At 48.4% G+C, this 20,693-nt stretch carries 19 protein-coding genes, 3 tRNA genes and 2 pseudogenes; all 24 read left to right on the top strand.

Annotation, left to right across the window (positions count from 1 at the left end; genetic code table 11):
- Positions 1 to 108: 108 nt before the first annotated feature.
- The 24 genes and pseudogenes from JCM23214_RS20420 (at position 109) to nuoK (ending at position 20,689) form a co-directional block, all read left to right on the top strand.
- Positions 109 to 1,203: an amidase family protein gene (locus tag JCM23214_RS20420; protein WP_199899536.1), complete on the top strand. Its 1,095-nt coding sequence runs from the start codon at positions 109 to 111 to the stop codon at positions 1,201 to 1,203.
- Complete coding sequence (locus JCM23214_RS24565) at positions 1,149 to 1,526, top strand: amidase family protein (RefSeq protein WP_199899535.1); 378 nt, start codon at positions 1,149 to 1,151, stop codon at positions 1,524 to 1,526. The genes JCM23214_RS20420 and JCM23214_RS24565 overlap by 55 nt, the downstream gene beginning before the upstream one ends.
- 9 nt (positions 1,527 to 1,535) lie before the next feature.
- Complete coding sequence (locus JCM23214_RS22480; protein ID WP_148301850.1) at positions 1,536 to 2,054, top strand: NAD(P)H-hydrate epimerase; 519 nt, start codon at positions 1,536 to 1,538, stop codon at positions 2,052 to 2,054.
- Complete coding sequence (locus tag JCM23214_RS20415; RefSeq protein ID WP_051548137.1) at positions 2,051 to 3,037, top strand: NAD(P)H-hydrate dehydratase; 987 nt, start codon at positions 2,051 to 2,053, stop codon at positions 3,035 to 3,037. Before JCM23214_RS22480 ends, JCM23214_RS20415 begins: the two co-directional genes overlap by 4 nt.
- Positions 3,038 to 3,165: 128 nt before the next feature.
- Entirely contained in the window at positions 3,166 to 3,351 is a 186-nt protein-coding gene (locus tag JCM23214_RS11295) for a hypothetical protein (protein WP_148301849.1), read from the top strand.
- Positions 3,352 to 3,611: 260 nt separating this feature from the next.
- A tRNA-Leu gene (locus JCM23214_RS11290) sits at positions 3,612 to 3,695 on the top strand.
- Positions 3,696 to 3,769: 74 nt separating this feature from the next.
- Positions 3,770 to 5,245, top strand: a complete 1,476-nt coding sequence (gene tig, locus JCM23214_RS11285; RefSeq protein WP_025899031.1) for a trigger factor — start codon at positions 3,770 to 3,772, stop codon at positions 5,243 to 5,245.
- A gap of 99 nt (positions 5,246 to 5,344) precedes the next feature.
- Positions 5,345 to 5,986 carry an ATP-dependent Clp endopeptidase proteolytic subunit ClpP gene (gene clpP, locus JCM23214_RS11280; RefSeq protein ID WP_025899030.1) on the top strand — a complete coding sequence of 214 codons (642 nt, stop codon included), beginning with the start codon at positions 5,345 to 5,347 and terminating at the stop codon, positions 5,984 to 5,986.
- A 212-nt stretch (positions 5,987 to 6,198) separates the two neighbouring features.
- The gene (gene clpX, locus JCM23214_RS11275) at positions 6,199 to 7,461 is read left to right on the top strand and encodes an ATP-dependent Clp protease ATP-binding subunit ClpX (protein ID WP_025899029.1); all 1,263 of its coding nucleotides are present in this window, start codon (positions 6,199 to 6,201) and stop codon (positions 7,459 to 7,461) included.
- A 104-nt stretch (positions 7,462 to 7,565) separates the two neighbouring features.
- Positions 7,566 to 9,977, top strand: a complete 2,412-nt coding sequence (lon, locus tag JCM23214_RS11270) for an endopeptidase La (protein ID WP_025899028.1) — start codon at positions 7,566 to 7,568, stop codon at positions 9,975 to 9,977.
- Between the two features lie 155 nt (positions 9,978 to 10,132).
- A complete protein-coding gene (gene hbs, locus JCM23214_RS11265; protein ID WP_025899027.1) occupies positions 10,133 to 10,408 on the top strand; it encodes a non-specific DNA-binding protein Hbs in 276 nt (91 codons plus the stop codon).
- A gap of 116 nt (positions 10,409 to 10,524) precedes the next feature.
- A tRNA-Val gene (locus tag JCM23214_RS11260) sits at positions 10,525 to 10,601 on the top strand.
- 528 nt (positions 10,602 to 11,129) lie between these two features.
- Positions 11,130 to 11,206, top strand: a tRNA-Asp gene (locus tag JCM23214_RS11250).
- A 218-nt stretch (positions 11,207 to 11,424) separates the two neighbouring features.
- Positions 11,425 to 11,790, top strand: a complete 366-nt coding sequence (locus tag JCM23214_RS11245) for an NADH-quinone oxidoreductase subunit A (protein WP_025899026.1) — start codon at positions 11,425 to 11,427, stop codon at positions 11,788 to 11,790.
- Complete coding sequence (locus JCM23214_RS11240; RefSeq protein WP_051548136.1) at positions 11,781 to 12,329, top strand: NuoB/complex I 20 kDa subunit family protein; 549 nt, start codon at positions 11,781 to 11,783, stop codon at positions 12,327 to 12,329. The genes JCM23214_RS11245 and JCM23214_RS11240 overlap by 10 nt, the downstream gene beginning before the upstream one ends.
- A 21-nt stretch (positions 12,330 to 12,350) precedes the next feature.
- Positions 12,351 to 12,959 carry an NADH-quinone oxidoreductase subunit C gene (locus JCM23214_RS11235; RefSeq protein WP_025899024.1) on the top strand — a complete coding sequence of 203 codons (609 nt, stop codon included), beginning with the start codon at positions 12,351 to 12,353 and terminating at the stop codon, positions 12,957 to 12,959.
- Positions 12,959 to 14,137: an NADH-quinone oxidoreductase subunit D gene (locus JCM23214_RS11230; protein ID WP_025899023.1), complete on the top strand. Its 1,179-nt coding sequence runs from the start codon at positions 12,959 to 12,961 to the stop codon at positions 14,135 to 14,137. Before JCM23214_RS11235 ends, JCM23214_RS11230 begins: the two co-directional genes overlap by 1 nt.
- On the top strand, positions 14,134 to 14,736 hold the full coding sequence (gene nuoE, locus JCM23214_RS11225; protein WP_025899022.1) for an NADH-quinone oxidoreductase subunit NuoE: 603 nt from the start codon (positions 14,134 to 14,136) through the stop codon (positions 14,734 to 14,736). The genes JCM23214_RS11230 and nuoE overlap by 4 nt, the downstream gene beginning before the upstream one ends.
- Positions 14,736 to 16,016 (top strand): NADH-quinone oxidoreductase subunit NuoF, encoded by a 1,281-nt coding sequence (gene nuoF / locus JCM23214_RS11220; protein ID WP_025899021.1) that lies wholly within the window; start codon positions 14,736 to 14,738, stop codon positions 16,014 to 16,016. Before nuoE ends, nuoF begins: the two co-directional genes overlap by 1 nt.
- Before the next feature lie 28 nt (positions 16,017 to 16,044).
- Positions 16,045 to 18,107 (top strand): annotated as a pseudogene (nuoG, locus tag JCM23214_RS20405) (NADH-quinone oxidoreductase subunit NuoG).
- Positions 18,100 to 19,118 (top strand): annotated as a pseudogene (nuoH, locus tag JCM23214_RS20400) (NADH-quinone oxidoreductase subunit NuoH). The pseudogenes nuoG and nuoH overlap by 8 nt, the downstream one beginning before the upstream one ends.
- 82 nt (positions 19,119 to 19,200) lie before the next feature.
- A complete protein-coding gene (gene nuoI / locus JCM23214_RS11205) occupies positions 19,201 to 19,689 on the top strand; it encodes an NADH-quinone oxidoreductase subunit NuoI (protein WP_025899020.1) in 489 nt (162 codons plus the stop codon).
- A 65-nt stretch (positions 19,690 to 19,754) separates the two neighbouring features.
- A complete protein-coding gene (locus JCM23214_RS11200; RefSeq protein ID WP_025899019.1) occupies positions 19,755 to 20,369 on the top strand; it encodes an NADH-quinone oxidoreductase subunit J in 615 nt (204 codons plus the stop codon).
- An 11-nt stretch (positions 20,370 to 20,380) separates the two neighbouring features.
- Positions 20,381 to 20,689, top strand: coding sequence for an NADH-quinone oxidoreductase subunit NuoK (gene nuoK / locus JCM23214_RS11195; protein ID WP_025899018.1), 309 nt, complete (start codon positions 20,381 to 20,383; stop codon positions 20,687 to 20,689).
- Positions 20,690 to 20,693 lie beyond the last annotated feature (4 nt).

Raw genomic sequence — 20,693 nt, 5'->3', positions numbered from 1 at the left:
CAGATAACTCTGCAACATGGTAATTACTGATGGCAGAATAAAGGCATTTCTTGAAACATGGGTATCAGGGGGCTAGAGTTTTCTCAACAACAAAAACAAGGGGGAATTATGACCGATCTAGCATTCATTTCAGCGGTGGATCTTCTTGAGGGGTATAAAAAAGGGAAAATCTCGCCGGTGGAGGCAACACGCGCGGCGCTCGATCAAATTGAAAAATACGATCACATTCTAAATGCATTTGTCTTTACCGATCCTGACGCCGCACTGGCTTCTGCCAGACAGTCGGAAGACAGGTGGCGGCGAGGGGAGCCTTTGGGATTATTGGATGGTGTTCCAACAACAGTAAAAGACATCATGCTCATGAAAGGCTATCCAACCTTAAAAGGATCCCGCTTGGTTGACCCTGCGGGGCAATGGGAAAGTGATTCCCCGGCTGTTGCAAGATTGCGGGAGCATGGGTGTGTTTTCATTGGCAAAACGACAACGCCAGAGTTTGGCTGGAAAGGGGTAACAGACAGCCCATTAAGCGGCATTACGCGAAATCCTTGGGATTCGGATAAAACGCCCGGTGGGTCAAGTGGGGGTGCTTCTGCAGCCTGTGCGGCGGGTATGGGTGTGCTCCATACTGGGTCTGACGGAGGGGGATCCATTCGCATCCCCGCGGCACTGACCGGAATATTTGGCTATAAAGCCAGTTTCGGTCGCGTGCCCGTTTGGCCCGCATCTGCGTTTGGGACCGTTTCACATGTGGGGCCAATGACAAGAACAGTATCCGACGCCTGCCTGATGATGGATGTGATGAAAGGCTATGACAGCAGGGACTGGTACGCCTTGCCTAATACGGATGACAAATATCGGGAAATAACGCCGGCCGATTTAAAAGGTAGAAAGATTGCTTATAGCGCTACGCTTGGATATGCCAAGGTAGACAGTGAGGTCCTTAAGCTGGTTGAACAGGCGGTCGATGTCTTTAGGGGTTGGGTGCAGTGGTCGAAGAAGTGGATCCCGGTTTTGAAAGTCCGCTACAGACCTTTGCAACTCTCTGGCATAGTGGTGCCTGGTTTGCGCTTAAAGATGCGTCAGATGAAGCGCTGTCCTTATTGGATCCGGGGCTTCGCAAAGTCGTGGAGCGTGGATCAAGGATTTCTATGGCTGATTATTTTGACGCCACAGTTGCCCGCGCAGAACTTGGGGGGCTTATGAGAGAGTTCCATCAGACTTATGATCTGCTTTTAACCCCTTCTGTTGCTGTTACAGCTTTCGAAGCAGGCCGTCTTGGGCCTGAAGTGAAAGGTGCCGCTGAAGCAGATGACTGGGTCGATTGGACACCCTTTAGCTACCCGTTCAATCTGACACAGCAGCCAGCCTGCTCCATACCTTGCGGAGTAGCTAGCAATGGCTTGCCGGTTGGTTTGCAAATCGTTGGGCCCATGCATGAAGATACGAAAGTGTTATCTGCAGCACTTGCATTTGAAAACGCATGTTCAGCAAGTCAAATAAGACCAAATCTTGATCTTCTGGGATAGGAGGAACTGGTGAGTGCCATTCTCACGACGGAGCAAATGTATGAAGCGGACAGGTGTGCGATGGCAGCCGGGATTAGTGGTGCCCAGCTTATGGAGAATGCTGGAAGTGCTGTAACTGCACATATTTGCGAGCATTGGGATAAATGCCCTGTATTGATCCTGTGTGGGCCCGGCAATAATGGTGGAGATGGATATGTTATCGCCCGCCAACTTTTTGAAGATGGCTGGCCTGTAACAATAGTAGAAGTTTGCGGAAATGAGAAACTGGGGCCAGATGCCAGCCTGATGCGCGACAAATGCTCGAGCTTGCCTGCGCTTGCTTCACTGCCGAGGGAAGGCGTGAAAGATTTTGCACTGATTGTGGATGCAGTCTTTGGTGCTGGTTTTAAAGGAGTTTTGCCCGATGAACTGGCCGCTTTTTTTGAAGAAGCGGCACAGCAGGATATTCCGATTGTGTCTGTTGATGTACCAAGCGGTGTCAATGGTACTACTGGGAGATTGCAGCTGGTGCACCACGTGCGGCCATGACAGTAACATTTTTTAAAGCAAAACCGGGACATTTGCTTTATCCGGGAAGATTGCATTGTGGACGTTTAGTGGTTGCAGATATTGGGATATCGGATCACGTTCTGGAAGCTCTGGACGTTCATATTTTTGAGAACAGCCCAGAGCTTTGGGGGGATTACTTCAACGCTCCCGCAATTACCGGGCATAAGTATGACCGAGGGCATTGCACCATTGTCGGAGGTGGGATTTCTCAGACAGGTGCTGCGCGTATTGCCGCCAGAACGGCTTTGAGAGCCGGGGCGGGTGCTGCGACTTTGCTGTGTGCGCCCTCTTCGCTGCTTGTATATGCGCAAGCATTGGAAGCCGTGATGGTGAGTGCACTGGATTCTGCGGATGATTTGAAAGAGTTCATAGAAAAAAAACGCATTCATTCGATCCTGATCGGGCCTGCCAATGGAGTTACTGACAGAACTAGAGCATTTGTTGTTGAAGCGTTAAAGACGGATGCCTGTGTCGTCTTGGATGCGGATGCCATCACAGTGTTTCAAAATGACCCAGAGGAGTTGTTTACTTTAATTCGGGCTAAAAAGGGTGGGGCCGTAATCATGACGCCCCACGAGGCAGAATACAAAAGAGTGTTTGATTTTGAGGGAAACGCGCTTGAGCGCGCGCGTGCCGCAGCGCAAAGTAGCGGTGCCGTTATTATCCTAAAAGGGGCCACTACCGTTGTGGCCTCACCCGATGGCCGCGTTATTCTCAACACTCATTCTTCCCCTTGGCTGGCGACTGCTGGATCTGGAGATGCGCTGGCGGGTATTGTTTGCGGCTTGCTAGCTTGCCTGAAAAGTTCGTTTGAAGCCGCAGCCAGTTCGGTCTGGATACACGGGGATGCTGGGCTTCGATTGGGGCCGGGAATGATCGCAGAAGATATCGAAGTTGTCCTTCCTCGGATAATGGGAGAATTAACATCAAATTTTAGCGAGTTTGTATCTCTTAACCGGTAATTCAACTGTAAAGGGTTTGTTTACTTTTTTCCTATATGAATGAAGGGTATAGAGGATTTTTTTGATTGGTTGGGTACAAAATGCTGTTCAGGAAAATAGATTTAAAGGACAAAATATCGCGAGGTTCCGTGTTCCATCGGAATATGATGGTCAATGCACAGGAAGAAGCAAAAGTCCTTTACATTTCAGAAGACGATCAGGGGATTTCGCACGTTCATTATGAAAGAACTGTTATTGGCTCTTGTTATAAAGAGCCGCAAGGGGTGAGAGTTCTGGCCATGGATACTTTTGCGAAAGATTTTCGTGTAAATTAATCCGCTGGGGGGCGGAATGTTCTAAAAAGCGGTCATTTTGGATCGCTTTTTTGTTTTTTGCGTATTTTCAACAGCATTCTGGTGTTGTGAAACCCGCATAAAACTACTGTTTTTTCAAAGATTTTGATATTTCTTTCCCGAATGATGAGAATTACCCTATGCACAGCCGGAATTGTTGTGCTATAGAACGCCGCTCCTAGTGTGAAGCGGTGAAAATCGGCACTGGGAAATGATCGCTTTAGTGAAGTGATCGGATATATGCGGGTATGGCGGAATTGGTAGACGCGCTGGTTTTAGGTACCAGTACCTTTGGTGTGGGGGTTCGACTCCCTCTACCCGCACCAAATTTTTGCGACAGGCTGTGGAAGGCCTCTCGCTGTTACAGGTTAATATAAACGAAACTGACGGGCACTCGTTCATGCAGGTTACTCAAACAAGCTCTGAAGGGCTGAAACGTGATTTCACAGTCGTTGTAGAAGCGGCAGAAATTGAAGGCAAAGTTACAGAAAAGCTGGTTGAGGTTGGCGCACAGGTTCGCCTGCCGGGTTTTCGTCCAGGTAAAGTTCCAATGAACATTCTGCGCCAGCGTTTTGGCCGTAATGTTATGGGTGAAATCCTGGAAGGTACAGTGAACGAAGCCAGTCAATCTGTCCTGAACGACAATGACCTTCGTCCAGCCCAGCAGCCCAAAATCGAAATTACCAAATTCGATGAAGGCCAAGACCTTGAGTTCACCATTGAAGTTGAAGTCATGCCAGACTTTGAGCCAGGTGACTTTTCCAAGCTGAAGCTTGAAAAGCAGGTTGCAGAAGTTGAAGATTCAAAGGTTGACGAAGCGCTTGAGCAGATTGCCGGATCTCAGAAAAACTTCAAGAAAGTTGCTCGTAACCGTAAAGCCAAAGAAGGTGATGCCCTTCTGATTGACTTTGTGGGTAAAGTTGATGGTGAAGCTTTTGAAGGCGGTAGTGCCGAAGGTCACCAGCTCGAGCTTGGCTCTGGTCAGTTTATTCCTGGTTTTGAAGAGCAGCTTATCGGTCATAAAGGCGGCGAAGAAGTTGATGTAACCGTAACGTTCCCCGAAAATTATGGTGCTGAGCATCTGGCCGGTAAAGAAGCTGTCTTTACTGTCACCATTCATGAAGTGCAGGAAGCGGCCGATGTTGAAATCAACGACGAGTTTGCTACCAAGCTTGGTTTGGAAAGTCTGGATGCGCTGAAAGAAAATATCAAAAACCGTATTCAGGAAGATTACAACCAGTTGTCACGTCAGACATTGAAGCGGAGCATGCTTGATGCGCTTGCTGATATGCATGATTTTGAAGTGCCTCCTGGAATGGCTGAAGCAGAATTCAACAGCATTTGGGAACAGTTCGAAAAAGAACTGGAACGCACCGGTGAAAAACTGGAAGACCAGGATCAGTCTGAAGAAGAACTACGGGCTGAATATCAGGCGATTGCCGAACGTCGTGTTCGTTTGGGGCTTGTTCTTGCCGAAGTTGGTCGTCTGAACAACATTGATGTCACGAACGAAGAAGTGCAGCAGGCAATGCTTGCACAGGCTCGTAACTATCCGGGGCAGGAACAGCAGGTATTCCAGATGTTCCAGCAGAACCCGGAAATGCAGAATTCATTGCGCGCACCTATCTTTGAAGACAAGGTTGTCGACTTTATTGCTGAGCTGGCGACAGTGACAGAAAAGAAAGTCTCTTTCGAAGAACTGACTGCTGATCCTGAAGAAGCGGAAGCCAAGCCTAAGAAAAAGGCTGCAGCTAAAAAGAAAGCTGCACCGAAGAAGAAGGCAGCTGCCAAAAAAGAGGATGATGCTGAGAAGAAGCCTGCTGCGAAGAAAAAAGCAGCTCCAAAAAAGGCGGCAGCGAAGAAGTCAGACGATTAATTCTTCAAAAAAATAAAATTTTTCAGTTTAATAGGTGGAAATTTCAGCGGCAATGTGCACATTGAAATGACCACCTATTTTTTTTGAGGAAAACGCATAATGGCTGATGTGATTGATACGTATATGAACACCCTTATTCCCATGGTCGTGGAGCAAACCGCGCGGGGTGAGCGTTCATATGACATTTACTCACGTTTGTTGAAAGAACGGATTATCTTTGTCACTGGACAGGTGCATGACGGCATGGCCAGTCTGATAACCGCGCAGCTCCTGTTTCTGGAAGCGGAAAATCCAAACAAGCCAATCAATATGTATATTAACTCGCCGGGCGGTGTTGTAACCTCGGGCCTTGCAATGTATGACACCATGCAATACATCAAGCCTGAAATTTCAACAGTTTGTATTGGTCAGGCGGCGTCAATGGGGTCGTTTTTGCTGACCGCCGGAACAAAAGGGCAGCGTTTTGCGCTTCCAAATGCACGAGTGATGATCCATCAACCTTCTGGCGGTGCACAGGGGCAGGCGACAGATATCGAAATTCAGGCACGGGAAATTCTGAAAGTCCGTGCGCGTCTGAATGATCTGTATGTTCAGCATACCGGGCAGAAACTGGAAGTCATCGAGCGGTCTATGGAACGTGATAACTTCATGACCGCTGAAGAAGCAAAAGAGTTTGGCCTGATTGACGAGGTTGTCTCCAAACGTCCGGATACGGATGATGGCAAGACAAAGAAAAGCTAGGCTGCGTACTGATTTCACCAAACTGTGAAATTTATGGTCATTAAAGGTGATGACTGTTAACGGATTGTTGAGGCTAATTCGACTAGAATTGGTCTCAAGGGGCTTGTTAGCCAAGGCCTGTTTAAGGTAAACGGACAAGAAATTAACATTCTTGTTGTTCAGGCCGAATTCGATGGCTAATATGGAAAGTCCAACGAAATATTGGAGTGTCTATGACCAAACTGAGTGGCGGAGATTCGAAAAATACCCTGTATTGCTCATTCTGTGGCAAGAGCCAGCATGAAGTGCGCAAACTGATTGCCGGCCCGACAGTGTTCATCTGTGATGAATGCGTAGAACTCTGCATGGATATTATTCGCGAAGAACACAAGAGCACACTGGTGAAATCCAGTGATGGCGTTCCAACGCCTGCTGAAATAAACAAGGTTCTTGATGATTACGTGATCGGGCAAAAACATGCCAAGAAGGTATTGTCTGTAGCTGTTCACAACCACTACAAGCGTCTGCATCACAGCTCCAAATCCGATGATGTCGAGCTGGCAAAATCAAATATTTTGCTGGTGGGACCTACCGGGTGCGGTAAGACATTGCTGGCCCAGACGCTGGCACGTATCCTGGATGTTCCATTTACCATGGCAGATGCGACCACATTGACCGAAGCAGGGTATGTGGGTGAGGATGTTGAGAATATCATTCTCAAATTGCTGCAGTCTGCAGACTACAATGTTGAACGTGCCCAGCGGGGTATTGTCTATATTGACGAGGTCGATAAGATTAGCCGCAAATCGGATAATCCATCCATTACTCGAGATGTATCCGGTGAAGGTGTTCAGCAGGCGTTGCTGAAAATTATGGAAGGTACGGTTGCCTCAGTTCCACCGCAAGGTGGACGCAAGCATCCACAGCAGGAATTCCTGCAGGTGGATACGACCAACATCCTGTTTATTTGTGGTGGTGCGTTTGCCGGGCTTGATAAAATCATCAGCTCCCGCGGGCGTGATACAACAATTGGTTTTGGTGCCGAAGTCAAAAGTGAGGATGATCGCAAGACAGGTGAGTTGTTGAAAGACGTCGAACCTGATGATCTGACTAAATTTGGTATGATTCCAGAATTTGTTGGTCGCTTGCCGGTAATCGCAACGCTTGAAGATCTGGATGAGGATGCTCTCATTGAAATCCTGACCAGCCCGAAAAATGCGTTGGTGAAGCAATATCAGCGTCTGTTCGACATGGAAGATGTGAAACTCACTTTCACTGAAGATGCCTTGTCAGCCATTGCGAAAAAAGCAATTGAGCGTAAAACAGGTGCTCGTGGCCTGCGGTCAATACTTGAAGGTATTCTTCTTGAACCTATGTATGATTTACCGACTGTAGAAGCGGTTGAGGAAATTGTCATCAATGGCGATGTTGTCGCCGGCGAGGGCCAGCCGCTCTATATCTATGCTGATCGCAAGGATGCGAGCAGCAGTGCGTAAATAATAATTTCCCGGAGGAGGTTCCTCCTCCGGCAGTTTTCCATGAGGACCGGTTTCGCCATAGCCAAGTCATGCTTGTGGGAATCGGCCGAGAAGGCAACAAGATGAACGAAACATCACAGTCTCAAATTTTTCCAGTTCTTCCCTTACGCGACATTGTGGTTTTCCCGCACATGATTGTTCCGCTCTTCGTTGGGCGTGATAAATCAGTTCGTGCGTTGGAAGATGTCATGAATGATGACAAGCAAATTCTTCTGGTTGCACAAAAAGATGCCAGCAAGGATGACCCGGGTGAGGAAGACATCCACAAAGTTGGTACCGTTGCGTCAGTATTGCAGTTGTTGAAATTGCCTGACGGTACAGTCAAGGTGCTGGTTGAGGGTGTTGAACGCGCGAAGATCAACAGCTTTATTCCGAATGAAGAATTTTTCCAGGCTCATGCTGAAATCATCTCCGAAGATGATGAGGATAATGCAGAGCTGGAAGCGCTCGCTCGTTCTGTTATCGCCCAGTTTGAGCAGTATGTGAAGCTGAACCGGAAGGTGCCACCTGAAGTTCTGGTCTCCCTCAATCAGATCGATGAGCCATCCAAGCTTGCTGATACAATGGCGTCCCACATGGCTCTCAAGATTGCTGAGAAACAGGAACTTCTTGAGATTGATAACGCAGCCGAAAGGTTGGAGCGCGTTTACAGCCTGATGGAAGAAGAGATCGGTGTACTGCAGGTTGAAAAGAAAATCCGCAGCCGGGTCAAGCGCCAGATGGAGAAAACCCAACGCGAATATTATCTGAATGAGCAGATGAAAGCCATTCAGAAAGAGTTGGGTGAGGGGGAAGATGGCCGCGATGAGCTGAGTGAGCTTGAAGAGCGGATCTCGAAAACCAAACTGACAAAAGAAGCGCTTGAAAAATGCCAGCAGGAAATGAAAAAGCTGCGCAATATGAGCCCAATGTCAGCAGAGGCAACCGTTGTACGGAATTATCTGGATTGGCTGCTGTCAATTCCTTGGGGTAAACGCACACGTGTGAAAAAAGACCTCAAGCTTGCTGAAAAAGTCCTCAATGATGATCATTACGGACTTGAAAAAGTGAAAGAACGGATCCTTGAATATCTGGCTGTCCAACAGCGGGTACGCAAAAATCAGGGTTCAATCCTTTGTCTGGTTGGCCCTCCTGGTGTTGGTAAAACGTCACTTGGGCAATCTGTTGCCAAAGCAACGGGCCGCAACTTTGTTCGCGTTGCCCTCGGTGGTGTCAGGGATGAAGCTGAAATTCGAGGACACAGACGGACCTATATCGGATCCATGCCGGGCAAGGTCGTTCAGTCCATGAAGAAGGCAAAATCCATAAATCCTCTGTTCCTGTTTGATGAGATTGACAAGCTGGGGAACGATTTCCGCGGTGACCCATCTTCTGCATTGCTGGAGGTGCTCGATCCAGAGCAGAACACGCATTTTGCGGACCATTATCTTGAAGTCGAGTATGACCTGTCAGAAGTCATGTTTATCTGCACGGCAAACTCACTCAATATGCCTGGTCCTCTTCGTGATCGCATGGAAATCATTCAGCTTTCCGGTTATACCGAAGATGAAAAAGTCGAAATCGCCAAACGTCATCTGGTCAAAAAACAGATGAAAAATCATGGTTTGAAGGCTAAAGAATGGTCTATCACTGATGATGCCATTCGGGACCTGATCCGCTATTACTGCCGCGAAGCTGGTGTTCGTAGTCTCGAGCGTGAACTGGCGAAGCTTGCGCGTAAAGCTGTGAAACTTCTGGTATCTGGCGAGCAAACTGAAATTCATGTCACTCCAGAAAACCTGAAAGAGTTCGCTGGTGTGCGTAAATTCCGCTTTGGCGAAATCGAAGAAGAAGACAGGGTTGGGCTTGTAACAGGTCTGGCTTGGACGGAAGTTGGTGGTGAGTTGCTGACAATTGAAGCCGTGAAACTTTACGGTAAAGGTCGGATGCAAATCACTGGCAAGCTTGGCGACGTCATGCAGGAATCTGTACAGGCGGCAAAAAGCTTCGTGCAGTCACGCTGCCTTGAAATGGGTGTGAAACCAACAGACTTTGATCGTCATGATATTCATGTGCATGTTCCCGAAGGCGCGACACCCAAAGACGGTCCGTCTGCTGGTACCGCGATGGTGACGTCAATCATTTCTGTGCTGACGAATATCCCGGTTCACAAGGATGTTGCCATGACAGGTGAAGTGACTTTACGCGGTCGGGTTCTGCCAATTGGCGGATTGAAGGAAAAACTGCTTGCCGCATTGCGGGGCGGCATTCGCACTGTCCTGATTCCGAAAGATAACGAAAAGGATCTGGAAGAGATTCCCGACAATGTGAAAGAGGGATTGAAAATTATTCCAGTATCTGAAGTTTCGGAGGTGTTAGAGGTTGCATTGACAAAACCCCTAGAACCTCTCGATTGGAGTGAGGAGCGCCTCGCGCAGGAGCTCGCAAGTGCAGCATCAGCGCAAAAATCCACTGATGGTGTGACAACTCACTAAAATTTTAGCAAAAGGCCGCCTGAATGCGCAGAAAACTGGGGATAAATTGAAATTTCCCTTTGACCATGTGATCGGTCGCTTCTAGTATTCTAGCGTCTTTTGTTGATATGAATTGAACAACATAATGTATTTTGAAAACTTGAAGGGGGCTTATAGTGAATAAGAACGATCTCATTGCCGCAGTGGCTGAAACTTCCGGACTTGGTAAAGCTGAAGCAGCTAAGAGCGTGGATGCTGTTCTGGATGCGGTAACTTCTGCACTTGCCAAAGGTGATGATGTTCGCCTGGTAGGATTTGGTACTTTCAGCGTAGCTGAAAGAAAAGCCTCCGAAGGCCGTAACCCACGGACTGGCGAAACTATCCAGATCGCTGCGTCAAAACAGCCAAAATTCAAGGCCGGTAAAGGTCTTAAGGACGCTGTAAACGGCTAATTTCAAGGCGTTTACTTGTTACAAAAGAGGTCAGATCAAAAAAAATTGGTCTGGCCTCTTTTTTTGTCTTCCCTTTAGTGTTTTGGCCTGTTATACACTGCCTCGCACAACGCTACGGGTGATTAGCTCAGCTGGTTAGAGCACCTCGTTTACACCGAGGGGGTCGGGAGTTCGAATCTCTCATCACCCACCATTACAGCACAAAAGGCTCGCAATTTGCGGGCCTTTTGCTGTTTAAGGGGTATTCCTTAAAAAAACACCGAACCTGCTTTCCGCGCGAAATACTCCAAACGGCCGGATCAGGCGTTAGGCATAAATCCGACTTCGTGTTTTGGTTTCGAATTACCGGCGATATCAAACAATTGATTCTGAATCCCTGTTCAAATTGATTCGACTATCTTATTGAATTTATTAATTTAATTTAATTTATAGAAACTGAATTCTGGCGTATGAATTTCTGAATCGAATGTTGGATACGTGAGCAGTCATCTTGTTTGATTCAAAATTTTTTCGGTGATTTGACCCGAACCAAATCTAAATTTTTAATTTTCGTTTGTCGAAGTGCCAGAATTTGGGATGATTTTGAAAAATAACGACAAGAATTTACGTCGGAAAATGGCAGTTTTCAGCGAAAACGAAAATGACTGTAAAAATTATTTCATTTTTGCATTTATGTTGCTTGACAGGTGAGGCCTCCTTCAATAAAACACGGCCTCACAGCGGGGGTGTAGCTCAGTTGGTTAGAGCGCCGGCCTGTCACGCCGGAGGCCGCGGGTTCGAGTCCCGTCACTCCCGCCACTTTCCCCGCTGAAATTCTCCGTATAATTAACAATAACTTAACGTGATCGAACTAAAGCTGTTGCTTGGTTTAAACAGGTGAAAGAATTTGGCGAAATTTTGTTGCTAAATGCCTTTTTTTCCTTATAACCCACACTATAATGCGCACAAACAGAGCTAGAGGGAGTGCCGCAATCTGGTCAGACTGATTTAAGACTGAGGCGCGGTTATTGTCGATAATGGAAGCATTACTTTTAGAATACTTGCCCATTCTTATTTTTCTGGGCATTGCAATCGGTCTTTCAGGGGTAATTGTGTTTGCCTCCATGATTGTAGCCAAACAGCATCCGGATGCCGAAAAGCTCTCTCCATACGAATGTGGGTTCGAGCCATTTGATGACGCACGTAACCAGTTTGATGTCCGTTTCTATCTGGTTGCCATCCTGTTCATTATTTTTGACCTTGAGGTTGCCTTCCTTTTCCCATGGGCCGTGTCGCTGGGTGATATTGGATTGTTCGGCTTCTGGTCCATGATGGTGTTTCTTGGGATCCTGACGGTCGGCTTTATTTATGAATGGAAGAAGGGAGCTCTGGAATGGGAGTAACTTCTGCTGAAAATGTTCCCGCAGAAACTGTTTTGGGCGGTGAACAGGACGAATTTTTCAAAGGTATAGCGAGCGAGCTGGACGATAAGGGTTTTGTCGTGACGCAGGTTGACAAGCTGGTCAACTGGGCGCGTACAGGCTCATTATGGCCCATGACTTTCGGTCTTGCCTGCTGTGCGGTTGAAATGATGCACGCTTGGCAACCCCGTTATGATATGGAGCGTCTGGGTGTTGTTCCGCGCGGTAGCCCTCGGCAATCCGATGTGATGATCGTTGCTGGTACGCTTACAAACAAAATGGCTCCGGCACTTCGCAAGGTTTATGACCAGATGGCAGAGCCGCGCTATGTGATCTCCATGGGGTCCTGTGCTAACGGTGGTGGTTACTATCACTATTCATATTCTGTTGTTCGTGGATGCGACCGGATTGTTCCGGTTGATATTTATGTCCCCGGATGTCCTCCAACTGCCGAAGCGCTTGTATATGGGATTTTCCAGTTGCAGAAAAAAATCCGCCGTACAGGCACTTTTGTCAGATAACGAACGGTGATCGGAAGGCTTATGGAAAACGCATTAAGTGAACTCGCATCACATATTGAGGGCGAGCTCTCAACCGAGGTGATAGAGACCAAGATCGCGCATGGTGAACTTTTCGTGGAAGTTCGTGCGGATGCGATTGAAAAGGTTCTAGTCTTTTTGCGCGATGATTCATCGTGCAAGTTTCAGGTGCTATGTGATGTGTGTGGTGTCGATTATCCGGAACGCCCACAGCGCTTTGACGTCGTGTATAACCTGCTTAGCCTGAAGCATAATCAGCGAGTGACGGTTAAACTGAAGACAGATGCGCGCACGCCTGTGCCTAGCGTTGTCTCTTTATTCCCAACTGCAAACTGGTTTGAGCGGGAAGCTTGGGATATGTACGGCATTATGTTCTCAGGCCACCCGGACCTTCGCCGGATGCTGACCGATTACGGTTTCGATGGGCATCCTTTGCGCAAAGACTTCCCGCTGACGGGGCATGTGGAAATGCGCTATAGCGAAGATGAAAAACGGGTCGTTTATGAGCCGGTCTCACTGGTTCAGGAATTTCGCAAATTTGACTTTCAGAGCCCTTGGGAGGGAACAGAATATGTTCTGCCCGGCGATGAAAAAGCGACGGAGCAAAGTTAATGGCCGAAGTTCAAATCAAAAACTATACGCTTAACTTTGGCCCGCAGCATCCTGCGGCTCATGGTGTGCTTCGTATGGTGCTGGAGCTTGACGGTGAGTTGGTTGAGCGCGTTGATCCGCACATCGGCCTTCTGCATCGTGGTACGGAAAAGCTGATCGAGCACAAGACTTATATGCAGGCAATGCCTTATTTTGATCGGCTTGATTATTCTGCACCAATGGCGCAAGAGCATGCGTTTGTATTGGCGGCTGAACGGCTTTTGGGATGTGAAGTTCCTCGTCGCGCACAATTCATCAGGGTTCTGTATTCTGAAATTTCACGATTGATGAATCACTTGATGAATGTATGTGCGCAAGCCATGGACGTTGGTGCTACGACACCGATGCTATGGGGATTCGTTGAACGTGAAACTCTGATGGAGTTTTACGAACGGGTTAGTGGTGCACGCATGCATGCGGCCTATTTCCGTGTTGGTGGTGTGCATCAGGATCTGCCAGCAGGACTTGCGGATGATATTCGGAAATTTATTTCGGAATTTCCCAAGGTTCTTGAGGATATCTCAACACTGCTGACTGAAAACCGGATCTTTAAACAGCGGAACGTGGATATTGGAGTTGTAACTCAGGAAGAGGCGATGGCCTGGGGATTCTCCGGCGTCATGTTGCGCTCTACCGGACTGCCATGGGATTTGCGTAAAGCGCAGCCTTATGATGTCTATGCAGAGCTGGATTTTGATGTTCCTGTTGGATTGAACGGCGATTGTTATGATCGGTATCTGATGCGCATGGAAGAGATGCGTCAGTCGCTGAAAATTATGGAGCAATGTCTGGACAAGATGCCTGAGGGGCCTGTTTTGTCGGAAGATCCAAAAATTGCGCCGCCGCGTCGCGCCGATATGAAAACCTCTATGGAAGCCTTGATTAACCACTTCAAGCATTACACTGAAGGTGTTCGGGTTCCGGAAGGAGAAACATACACAGCGGTTGAGGCACCAAAAGGTGAATTTGGTGTGTATCTGGTTTCCGATGGAACCAGTAAACCATATCGCTGTAAAATTCGCGCGCCCGGGTTTGCCCATTTGCAGGGAATGGATTTCCTGACAAGGGGTCATATGTTGGCCGATGCGTCAGCCATCCTGGGAAGTTTGGATATTGTGTTCGGTGAGGTAGACCGATGAGTCAGGTAATTGCGACAGGCAAGGCATTCGAATTCACGCCTGAAAATGTGGAAAAGGCGAAAGTCTTTATTGCCAAATATCCCGAAGGTCGCCAGCAAAGTGCGGTGATGCCTTTGTTGGATCTCGCCCAGCGTCAAAATGAAAACTGGTTGTCAAAAGAAGCCATTGAATATGTAGGGAAGTTTCTGGACGTACCTTACATGCGTGTGCTTGAGGTGGCCAGCTTCTATACAATGTACAATTTGAAGCCTGTTGGAAAATATTTCCTTCAGCTCTGTCGTACGACACCTTGCTGGCTTCGCGGTTGCGACGATCTGGTCAAGGTATGTGAGAGCAAACTGGGTATTCATAACGGTGAAACTTCTGAAGATGGCAAGTTCACCTTGTTGGAAGTTGAATGCCTTGGGGCTTGTGTAAATGCGCCAGTAGTTCAGGTGAACGACGATTTTTATGAAGACCTCAATGCGGATAATTTTGAAGCGTTACTGGATAAACTGGCCAAGGATGAGGTTCCACCTCACGGCCCACAGATCGAGCGTCTGAACTCTGCACCAGAAGGCGGTCAGACAACGTTGCTCGAAAAGGGAGGGGATGCGTAATGCTGCAGGATCAGGATCGTATTTTTACCAATCTCTATGGTCAGCATGACTGGCGTCTGGCGGGTGCCAAGAAACGCGGCGTTTGGGACAATACCAAAAAGCTGTTGGAAATTGGACAGGACGAAATTATTGAGCAGATCAAATCAAGTGGTCTTCGTGGCCGCGGTGGTGCGGGTTTCCCGACCGGTTTGAAATGGTCTTTTATGCCCAAAGAATCAGATGGTCGTCCAAACTACCTGATTGTGAATGCCGATGAATCTGAGCCGGGTACCTGCAAGGACCGGGAAATTATGCGCTTTGATCCGCATCGCCTGCTTGAAGGATGCTTGGTAGCCGGTTTCGCCATGCGGGCCATTGCTGCCTATATCTATATTCGCGGCGAGTTTGTGAATGAAGCCATTCATTTGAACGAAGCCATTCAGGAAGCTTACGCTGATGGTCTTCTTGGCAAGAATGCCTGCGGTAGTGGATATGATTTCGATATCTATGTTCATCGTGGGGCCGGCGCGTATATTTGCGGTGAAGAAACAGCCCTCATTGAAAGCCTTGAAGGAAATAAAGGTCAGCCAAGACTGAAACCTCCATTTCCTGCGAACGTCGGTGCTTGGGGTTGCCCATCCACTGTGAATAACGTTGAAAGTATTGCCGTTGGACCTGAAATTCTGCGCAGGGGCGCGGACTGGTTTGCAGGTCTGGGACGACCCAATAACACCGGCACCAAGCTGTTCTGTATTTCCGGGCATGTGAATAAACCCTGCAATGTTGAAGAAGAAATGGGAATTCCGCTGAAGGAACTCATTGAAAAACACGCAGGTGGTGTTCGCGGAGGCTGGGACAATCTCTTGGCCATTATTCCCGGCGGGTCTTCAGTACCGTTACTGCCCAAAGAAATTTGCGACACTGTGTTGATGGATTTTGACAGTTTGCGCGACGTGCAAAGTGGTCTGGGGACTGCTGCGGTGATTGTTATGGATAAATCCACAGATGTGATCGCTGCGATTGAACGCCTGTCACACTTTTACAAACACGAAAGTTGCGGTCAGTGTACACCATGCCGGGAGGGAACCGGCTGGATGTGGCGCGTGATGCAGCGACTTGTCTCAGGTGAGGCAGATTTGGAAGAAATCGATATGTTGATCGATGTTTCCAAACGCATCGAAGGTCATACTATCTGCGCTCTTGGAGACGCGGCTGCATGGCCAATTCAAGGGTTGGTCCGTCACTTCCGTCCAGTGATCGAAGAGCGGATTAAGAATAGAAAAGCCGTGAAAGCGGCCTGATTGGCACGCGACTTATAAGGAGCGAAATATGCCGACACTTACGGTTGATGGTGTTGAAGTCACTGTAGAAGATGGAGCAACAGTTCTTCAGGCTTGTGAAGAAGCCGGGGCTGAAATTCCACGCTTTTGTTATCATGAACGGTTATCCATTGCGGGTAACTGTCGCATGTGCCTTGTTGAAATGGAAAAAGCACCAAAACTGGTGGCTTCCTGCGCGATGCCAGCGGGTGATGGTATGGTTATCCACACCAACACGGAAAAAGTTAAAAATGGCCGTGAAGGGGCTATGGAATTCCTGCTGATCAACCATCCGCTTGATTGCCCGATTTGCGATCAGGGTGGTGAATGCGATTTGCAGGACCAGTCGATGGCTTATGGTTCCGGGAACAGCAGATATCTTGAAACCAAGCGCGCCGTTAAAGAAAAGAATATGGGCCCGCTGATCAAGACGACCATGACCCGGTGCATCCATTGTACCCGATGCGTGCGTTTTGCGACTGAAGTTGCTGGTGTTGATGAGCTTGGTGCACTGAACAGGGGCGAGAATACGGAAATTGTGACCTATCTGGAACAGTCTCTGAATTCCGAACTTTCAGGTAATATTATTGATCTGTGTCCGGTCGGCGCATTGACGTCCAAACCATATGCATTTACGGCGCGCCCTTGGGAGCTGCGCAAGACGGAAAGTGTCGATGTGCTGGATGCGGTCGGTGCGAATATTCGCATTGATTCCAAAGGCGCTGAGGTGATGAGAATTCTGCCACGCCTGAACGAAGATGTGAACGAAGAGTGGCTGTCAGACCGATCCCGTTTCTCATATGACGGACTGAAACGCCAGCGTCTCGACACACCATATGTCAGAAAAGACGGTAAGCTGCAGCCTGTTGGCTGGGATGAAGCCCTTGAAGTGGTTGCAAAGAAGCTTACTGAAACAGAAGCATCAAAAATTGGCGCGATTTCAGGTGATCTGGCCTGTAGCGAGAGCATGAAAGCGCTGAAAGATCTTATGGACTCACTGGAAGTTACCAGTGTCGATTGTCGTCAGGATGGCGCAAAATTGCCAGCGGCTCCACGTGCGTCTTATCTGTTTAACAGTACAATTGCTGGAATTGATGACGCTGACGCGCTTTTGATCGTTGGATCAAACCCACGCGTTGAAGCCGCACTCCTTAACGCTCGCATTCGCAAGCGGTGGAAGCGCGGGAATTTCCCAATCGCGTTGATCGGTGAAGAGGCTGATCTGTCTTATGCTCACGAATATCTCGGGGCTGGGCCGGCAACTCTTGGTGAAGTCGCTTCCGGTAGTCATTCTTTTGCAAAAACTTTGAAAGCTGCCAAACGCCCAATGATTATCGTCGGGCAGGGAGCTCTTGCCCGCGAAGACGGTGAGGCAGTTCTGGGACTGTGCAAAAAAATTGCTGATGATTTTGGCATGGTCGGTGACGGCTGGAACGGCTTTAATATTCTTCATACGGCAGCGGCACGTGTTGCGGGCTTGATCTGGGACTTATCCCAGGCGAGGGGGGCCGGGACGTTGCGGGTATATTGAATGCTGCGCAATCTGGCGAGGTGGAAGTTGTCTACCTGCTAGGTGCTGATGAGATTGACACCGCGAAGCTGGAAAAAACATTTGTCATTTATCAAGGCAGTCACGGTGAAGCCGGCGCTCATGTAGCGGATGTTATTCTGCCAGGCGCTGCCTACACGGAAAAGGATGCTCTTTGGGTCAATACTGAAGGGCGTGTCCAGCAAGGTTTTAAAGCCGTTCATGCTCCGGGAGATGCCCGCGAAGACTGGGCTATCATCAGGGCACTATCTGATAAGTGCGGTAAAACACTGCCATACGATACGATCGGTCAATTGCGGGACAAAATGGTTGAAGTCGCACCGAGTTTTGCGAGTATTGATGAAGTCACTGTTGCTGAATGGGGTGAGTTTGGCTCGGCCGCACCAGCGGGTGATGCACCTTTCGTCAATCCGATAAAAGATAATTACCTGACCAATATCATTTCGCGTGCCAGCGGCATTATGGCTGAATGCAGCGCTGCATTTGTGGCAAATGGCGAAGAAGGGACCGGTACAAATGGTTGAGTTCTGGGATCAATATCTTCTGCCAACACTTATCATAGTTGGTAAAATTTTGCTGATCGTGGTGCCGATGCTGGTCGCCATGGCGTACCTGACTTTGTATGAACGCAAAGTTATGGGAGCAATGCAGTTGCGCCGTGGGCCGAACGTTGTCGGTTCATGGGACTTTTGCAGCCATTTGCTGACGGGGCGAAGCTGTTCTTCAAGGAAACGGTTATCCCCACAGGGGCTAACAAGTTCCTCTTCCTGCTTGCGCCAATGATCACATTTTTGCTGGCACTCATTGCATGGGCAGTAATTCCCTTTGATGAAGGCATGGTTCTTTCTGACATTAATGTTGGGGTTCTGTATCTGTTTGCCATTTCATCTTTGGGTGTTTATGGCATTATCGTCTCCGGCTGGGCATCCAACTCCCGTTACCCGTTTTTGGGCGCTTTGCGCTCAGCTGCGCAAATGGTTTCCTATGAAGTTTCCATCGGGTTTGTGATTATCACGGTGCTGTTGTGTGTTGGTTCACTCAATCTGTCAGATGTGGTGAAAGCGCAGGAAGGCGGCGGAATACTGGGTTGGTACTTCCTTCCTCATTTCCCGATGTTCATCATCTTTTTTGTCTCCATTCTGGCGGAAACTAACAGGCATCCGTTTGACCTGCCGGAATCAGAAGCTGAACTGGTTGCTGGTTATCAGACAGAATATTCATCCATGGCATTCGCACTGTTCTTCCTGGGCGAATACATGAACATGATCCTGATGAGCGGCATTTGCGCCATTCTGTTCCTTGGCGGCTGGCTGCCTCCTGTGGATATTGCACCATTCAATATGGTGCCCGGGATTATCTGGTTCGCTTTGAAAGTTGCCTTGTTGCTGTTCGTCTTTATCTGGGTGCGGGCAACATTGCCGCGCTATCGGTATGACCAATTGATGCGACTGGGCTGGAAAGTGTTTTTGCCATTATCTCTGTTCTGGGTTGTGGCAACCGCAGGATTTCTTGTTGCGTTCGACATGGTGCCATAAGGCAGCTTGCAGTTTGAAATAACGGCTCCATCCGATTGACTGGATGCGAGCCAAACTCGAAGTAAAAAAAGGCTATATCGTTATGGGCTTTATTGACAAACAGGCACGTAGCTTATTGTTGGGGGAAATCGTCTCCGGCATGGCGAAAACCTTTAGCTACATGTTTAAAAACAAGGCGACGATCAACTACCCTTATGAAAAAGGTCCGTTGAGCCCGCGTTTCCGTGGTGAACATGCCCTTCGCAGATACGCAAATGGCGAGGAACGCTGTATTGCTTGTAAATTGTGTGAAGCCGCGTGTCCGGCACTAGCCATTACAATTGATGCAGAACCGCGAGAGGACGGCAGTCGTCGGACAACCCGATACGACATTGACATGACCAAGTGTATTTATTGTGGTTTTTGTCAGGAAGCCTGCCCGGTTGACGCAATTGTTGAAGGGCCGAACTTTGAGTTTGCAACAGAAACTCGTGAAGAGCTCTTTTACGATAAACATAAACTTCTGGCGAACGGTGACCGGTGGGAGCAGGAAATTGCTCAGAACCTGAACATCGATACGCAGTACCGTTAAGATAGGATGAGAATTGTGGATCCTGTGATCATCTCGACAACAGCATCAAAGGGGGGAGGAAAGTAATGATTATCGCATCGCTTGCTTTCTATCTATTTGCCGCCATTACCGTCGCATCAGCTTTTATGGTGATTGCGTCAAAGAATCCGGTGCATTCGGTTCTTTTCCTTATTTTGGCTTTTTTCAATTCCGCGGCTCTGTTTGTTCTTTTAGGAGCAGAATTCCTGGCCATGATCCTAGTCGTGGTCTATGTGGGCGCGGTCGCTGTTCTGTTCCTGTTCGTGGTGATGATGCTGGACATCAACTTCTCCGAACTGCGGCAGGGCTTTTTACAGTATTTGCCAATTGGCGCCCTGATCGGTCTTATCCTAATGGTAGAGCTGATCCTTGTCGTTGGTGGCTGGACCCTCTCTCCTGAAGCTTTGGAGCTTTCAGCAGCCCCTGTCGCTGAAATGAGCGATAAGACGAATACGGAACAATTGGGCGGATTACTTTACACCAAATATGTCTATCTGTTTCAGGCGGCAGGCATGATCCTGCTGGTGGCCATGATTGGTGCGATTGTACTCACCCACCGTCAGCGTCCGGGTGTCAAGAAACAGGTAATCGCAGAACAGGTCTATCGCAGGCCAGAAGATGCCATGCAGGTTCGTAAAGTTGAACCTGGCCAGGGCGTATAAGGAGATTGCAGATGGAAATTGGATTGGGACATTACCTGACACTTTCAGCAATCTTGCTGACGCTGGGTATATTCGGAATTTTTCTGAACCGTAAAAATGTCATCGTTATTCTGATGTCAGTGGAACTCATGCTGCTTGCGGTAAATATTAATCTGGTAGCATTTTCCACATTTCTGAATGATTTGGTGGGGCAGGTATTTGCGCTGTTCATTCTGACAGTTGCTGCCGGTGAAGCGGCCATTGGGCTTGCGATCCTCGTTGTCTATTTCCGAAACCGCGGAACGATTGCGGTTGAGGACATCCATCACATGAAAGGCTAAGGCT

It is taken from the genome of Sneathiella glossodoripedis JCM 23214, assembly GCF_000616095.1.
Taxonomy (GTDB): domain Bacteria; phylum Pseudomonadota; class Alphaproteobacteria; order Sneathiellales; family Sneathiellaceae; genus Sneathiella; species Sneathiella glossodoripedis.
Note: the sequence above shows the minus strand (reverse complement) of the source record. Positions and strands in the feature narration are given on the sequence as shown.

Excerpts from the sequence above, each read along its gene's own strand:
- JCM23214_RS11245 (WP_025899026.1), top strand. The coding sequence starts at position 11,425 with ATGGAAGCATTACTTTTAGAATACTTGCCCATTCTTATTTTTCTGGGC.
- nuoE (WP_025899022.1), top strand. The coding sequence starts at position 14,134 with ATGAGTCAGGTAATTGCGACAGGCAAGGCATTCGAATTCACGCCTGAA.
- clpP (WP_025899030.1), top strand. The coding sequence starts at position 5,345 with ATGGCTGATGTGATTGATACGTATATGAACACCCTTATTCCCATGGTC.
- clpX (WP_025899029.1), top strand. The coding sequence starts at position 6,199 with ATGACCAAACTGAGTGGCGGAGATTCGAAAAATACCCTGTATTGCTCA.
- JCM23214_RS24565 (WP_199899535.1), top strand. The coding sequence starts at position 1,149 with ATGGCTGATTATTTTGACGCCACAGTTGCCCGCGCAGAACTTGGGGGG.
- lon (WP_025899028.1), top strand. The coding sequence starts at position 7,566 with ATGAACGAAACATCACAGTCTCAAATTTTTCCAGTTCTTCCCTTACGC.
- JCM23214_RS20415 (WP_051548137.1), top strand. The coding sequence starts at position 2,051 with ATGACAGTAACATTTTTTAAAGCAAAACCGGGACATTTGCTTTATCCG.
- nuoI (WP_025899020.1), top strand. The coding sequence starts at position 19,201 with ATGGGCTTTATTGACAAACAGGCACGTAGCTTATTGTTGGGGGAAATC.
- JCM23214_RS11235 (WP_025899024.1), top strand. The coding sequence starts at position 12,351 with ATGGAAAACGCATTAAGTGAACTCGCATCACATATTGAGGGCGAGCTC.
- JCM23214_RS20420 (WP_199899536.1), top strand. The coding sequence starts at position 109 with ATGACCGATCTAGCATTCATTTCAGCGGTGGATCTTCTTGAGGGGTAT.
- nuoF (WP_025899021.1), top strand. The coding sequence starts at position 14,736 with ATGCTGCAGGATCAGGATCGTATTTTTACCAATCTCTATGGTCAGCAT.
- tig (WP_025899031.1), top strand. The coding sequence starts at position 3,770 with ATGCAGGTTACTCAAACAAGCTCTGAAGGGCTGAAACGTGATTTCACA.
- JCM23214_RS11200 (WP_025899019.1), top strand. The coding sequence starts at position 19,755 with ATGATTATCGCATCGCTTGCTTTCTATCTATTTGCCGCCATTACCGTC.
- nuoK (WP_025899018.1), top strand. The coding sequence starts at position 20,381 with ATGGAAATTGGATTGGGACATTACCTGACACTTTCAGCAATCTTGCTG.
- JCM23214_RS11240 (WP_051548136.1), top strand. The coding sequence starts at position 11,781 with ATGGGAGTAACTTCTGCTGAAAATGTTCCCGCAGAAACTGTTTTGGGC.
- JCM23214_RS11230 (WP_025899023.1), top strand. The coding sequence starts at position 12,959 with ATGGCCGAAGTTCAAATCAAAAACTATACGCTTAACTTTGGCCCGCAG.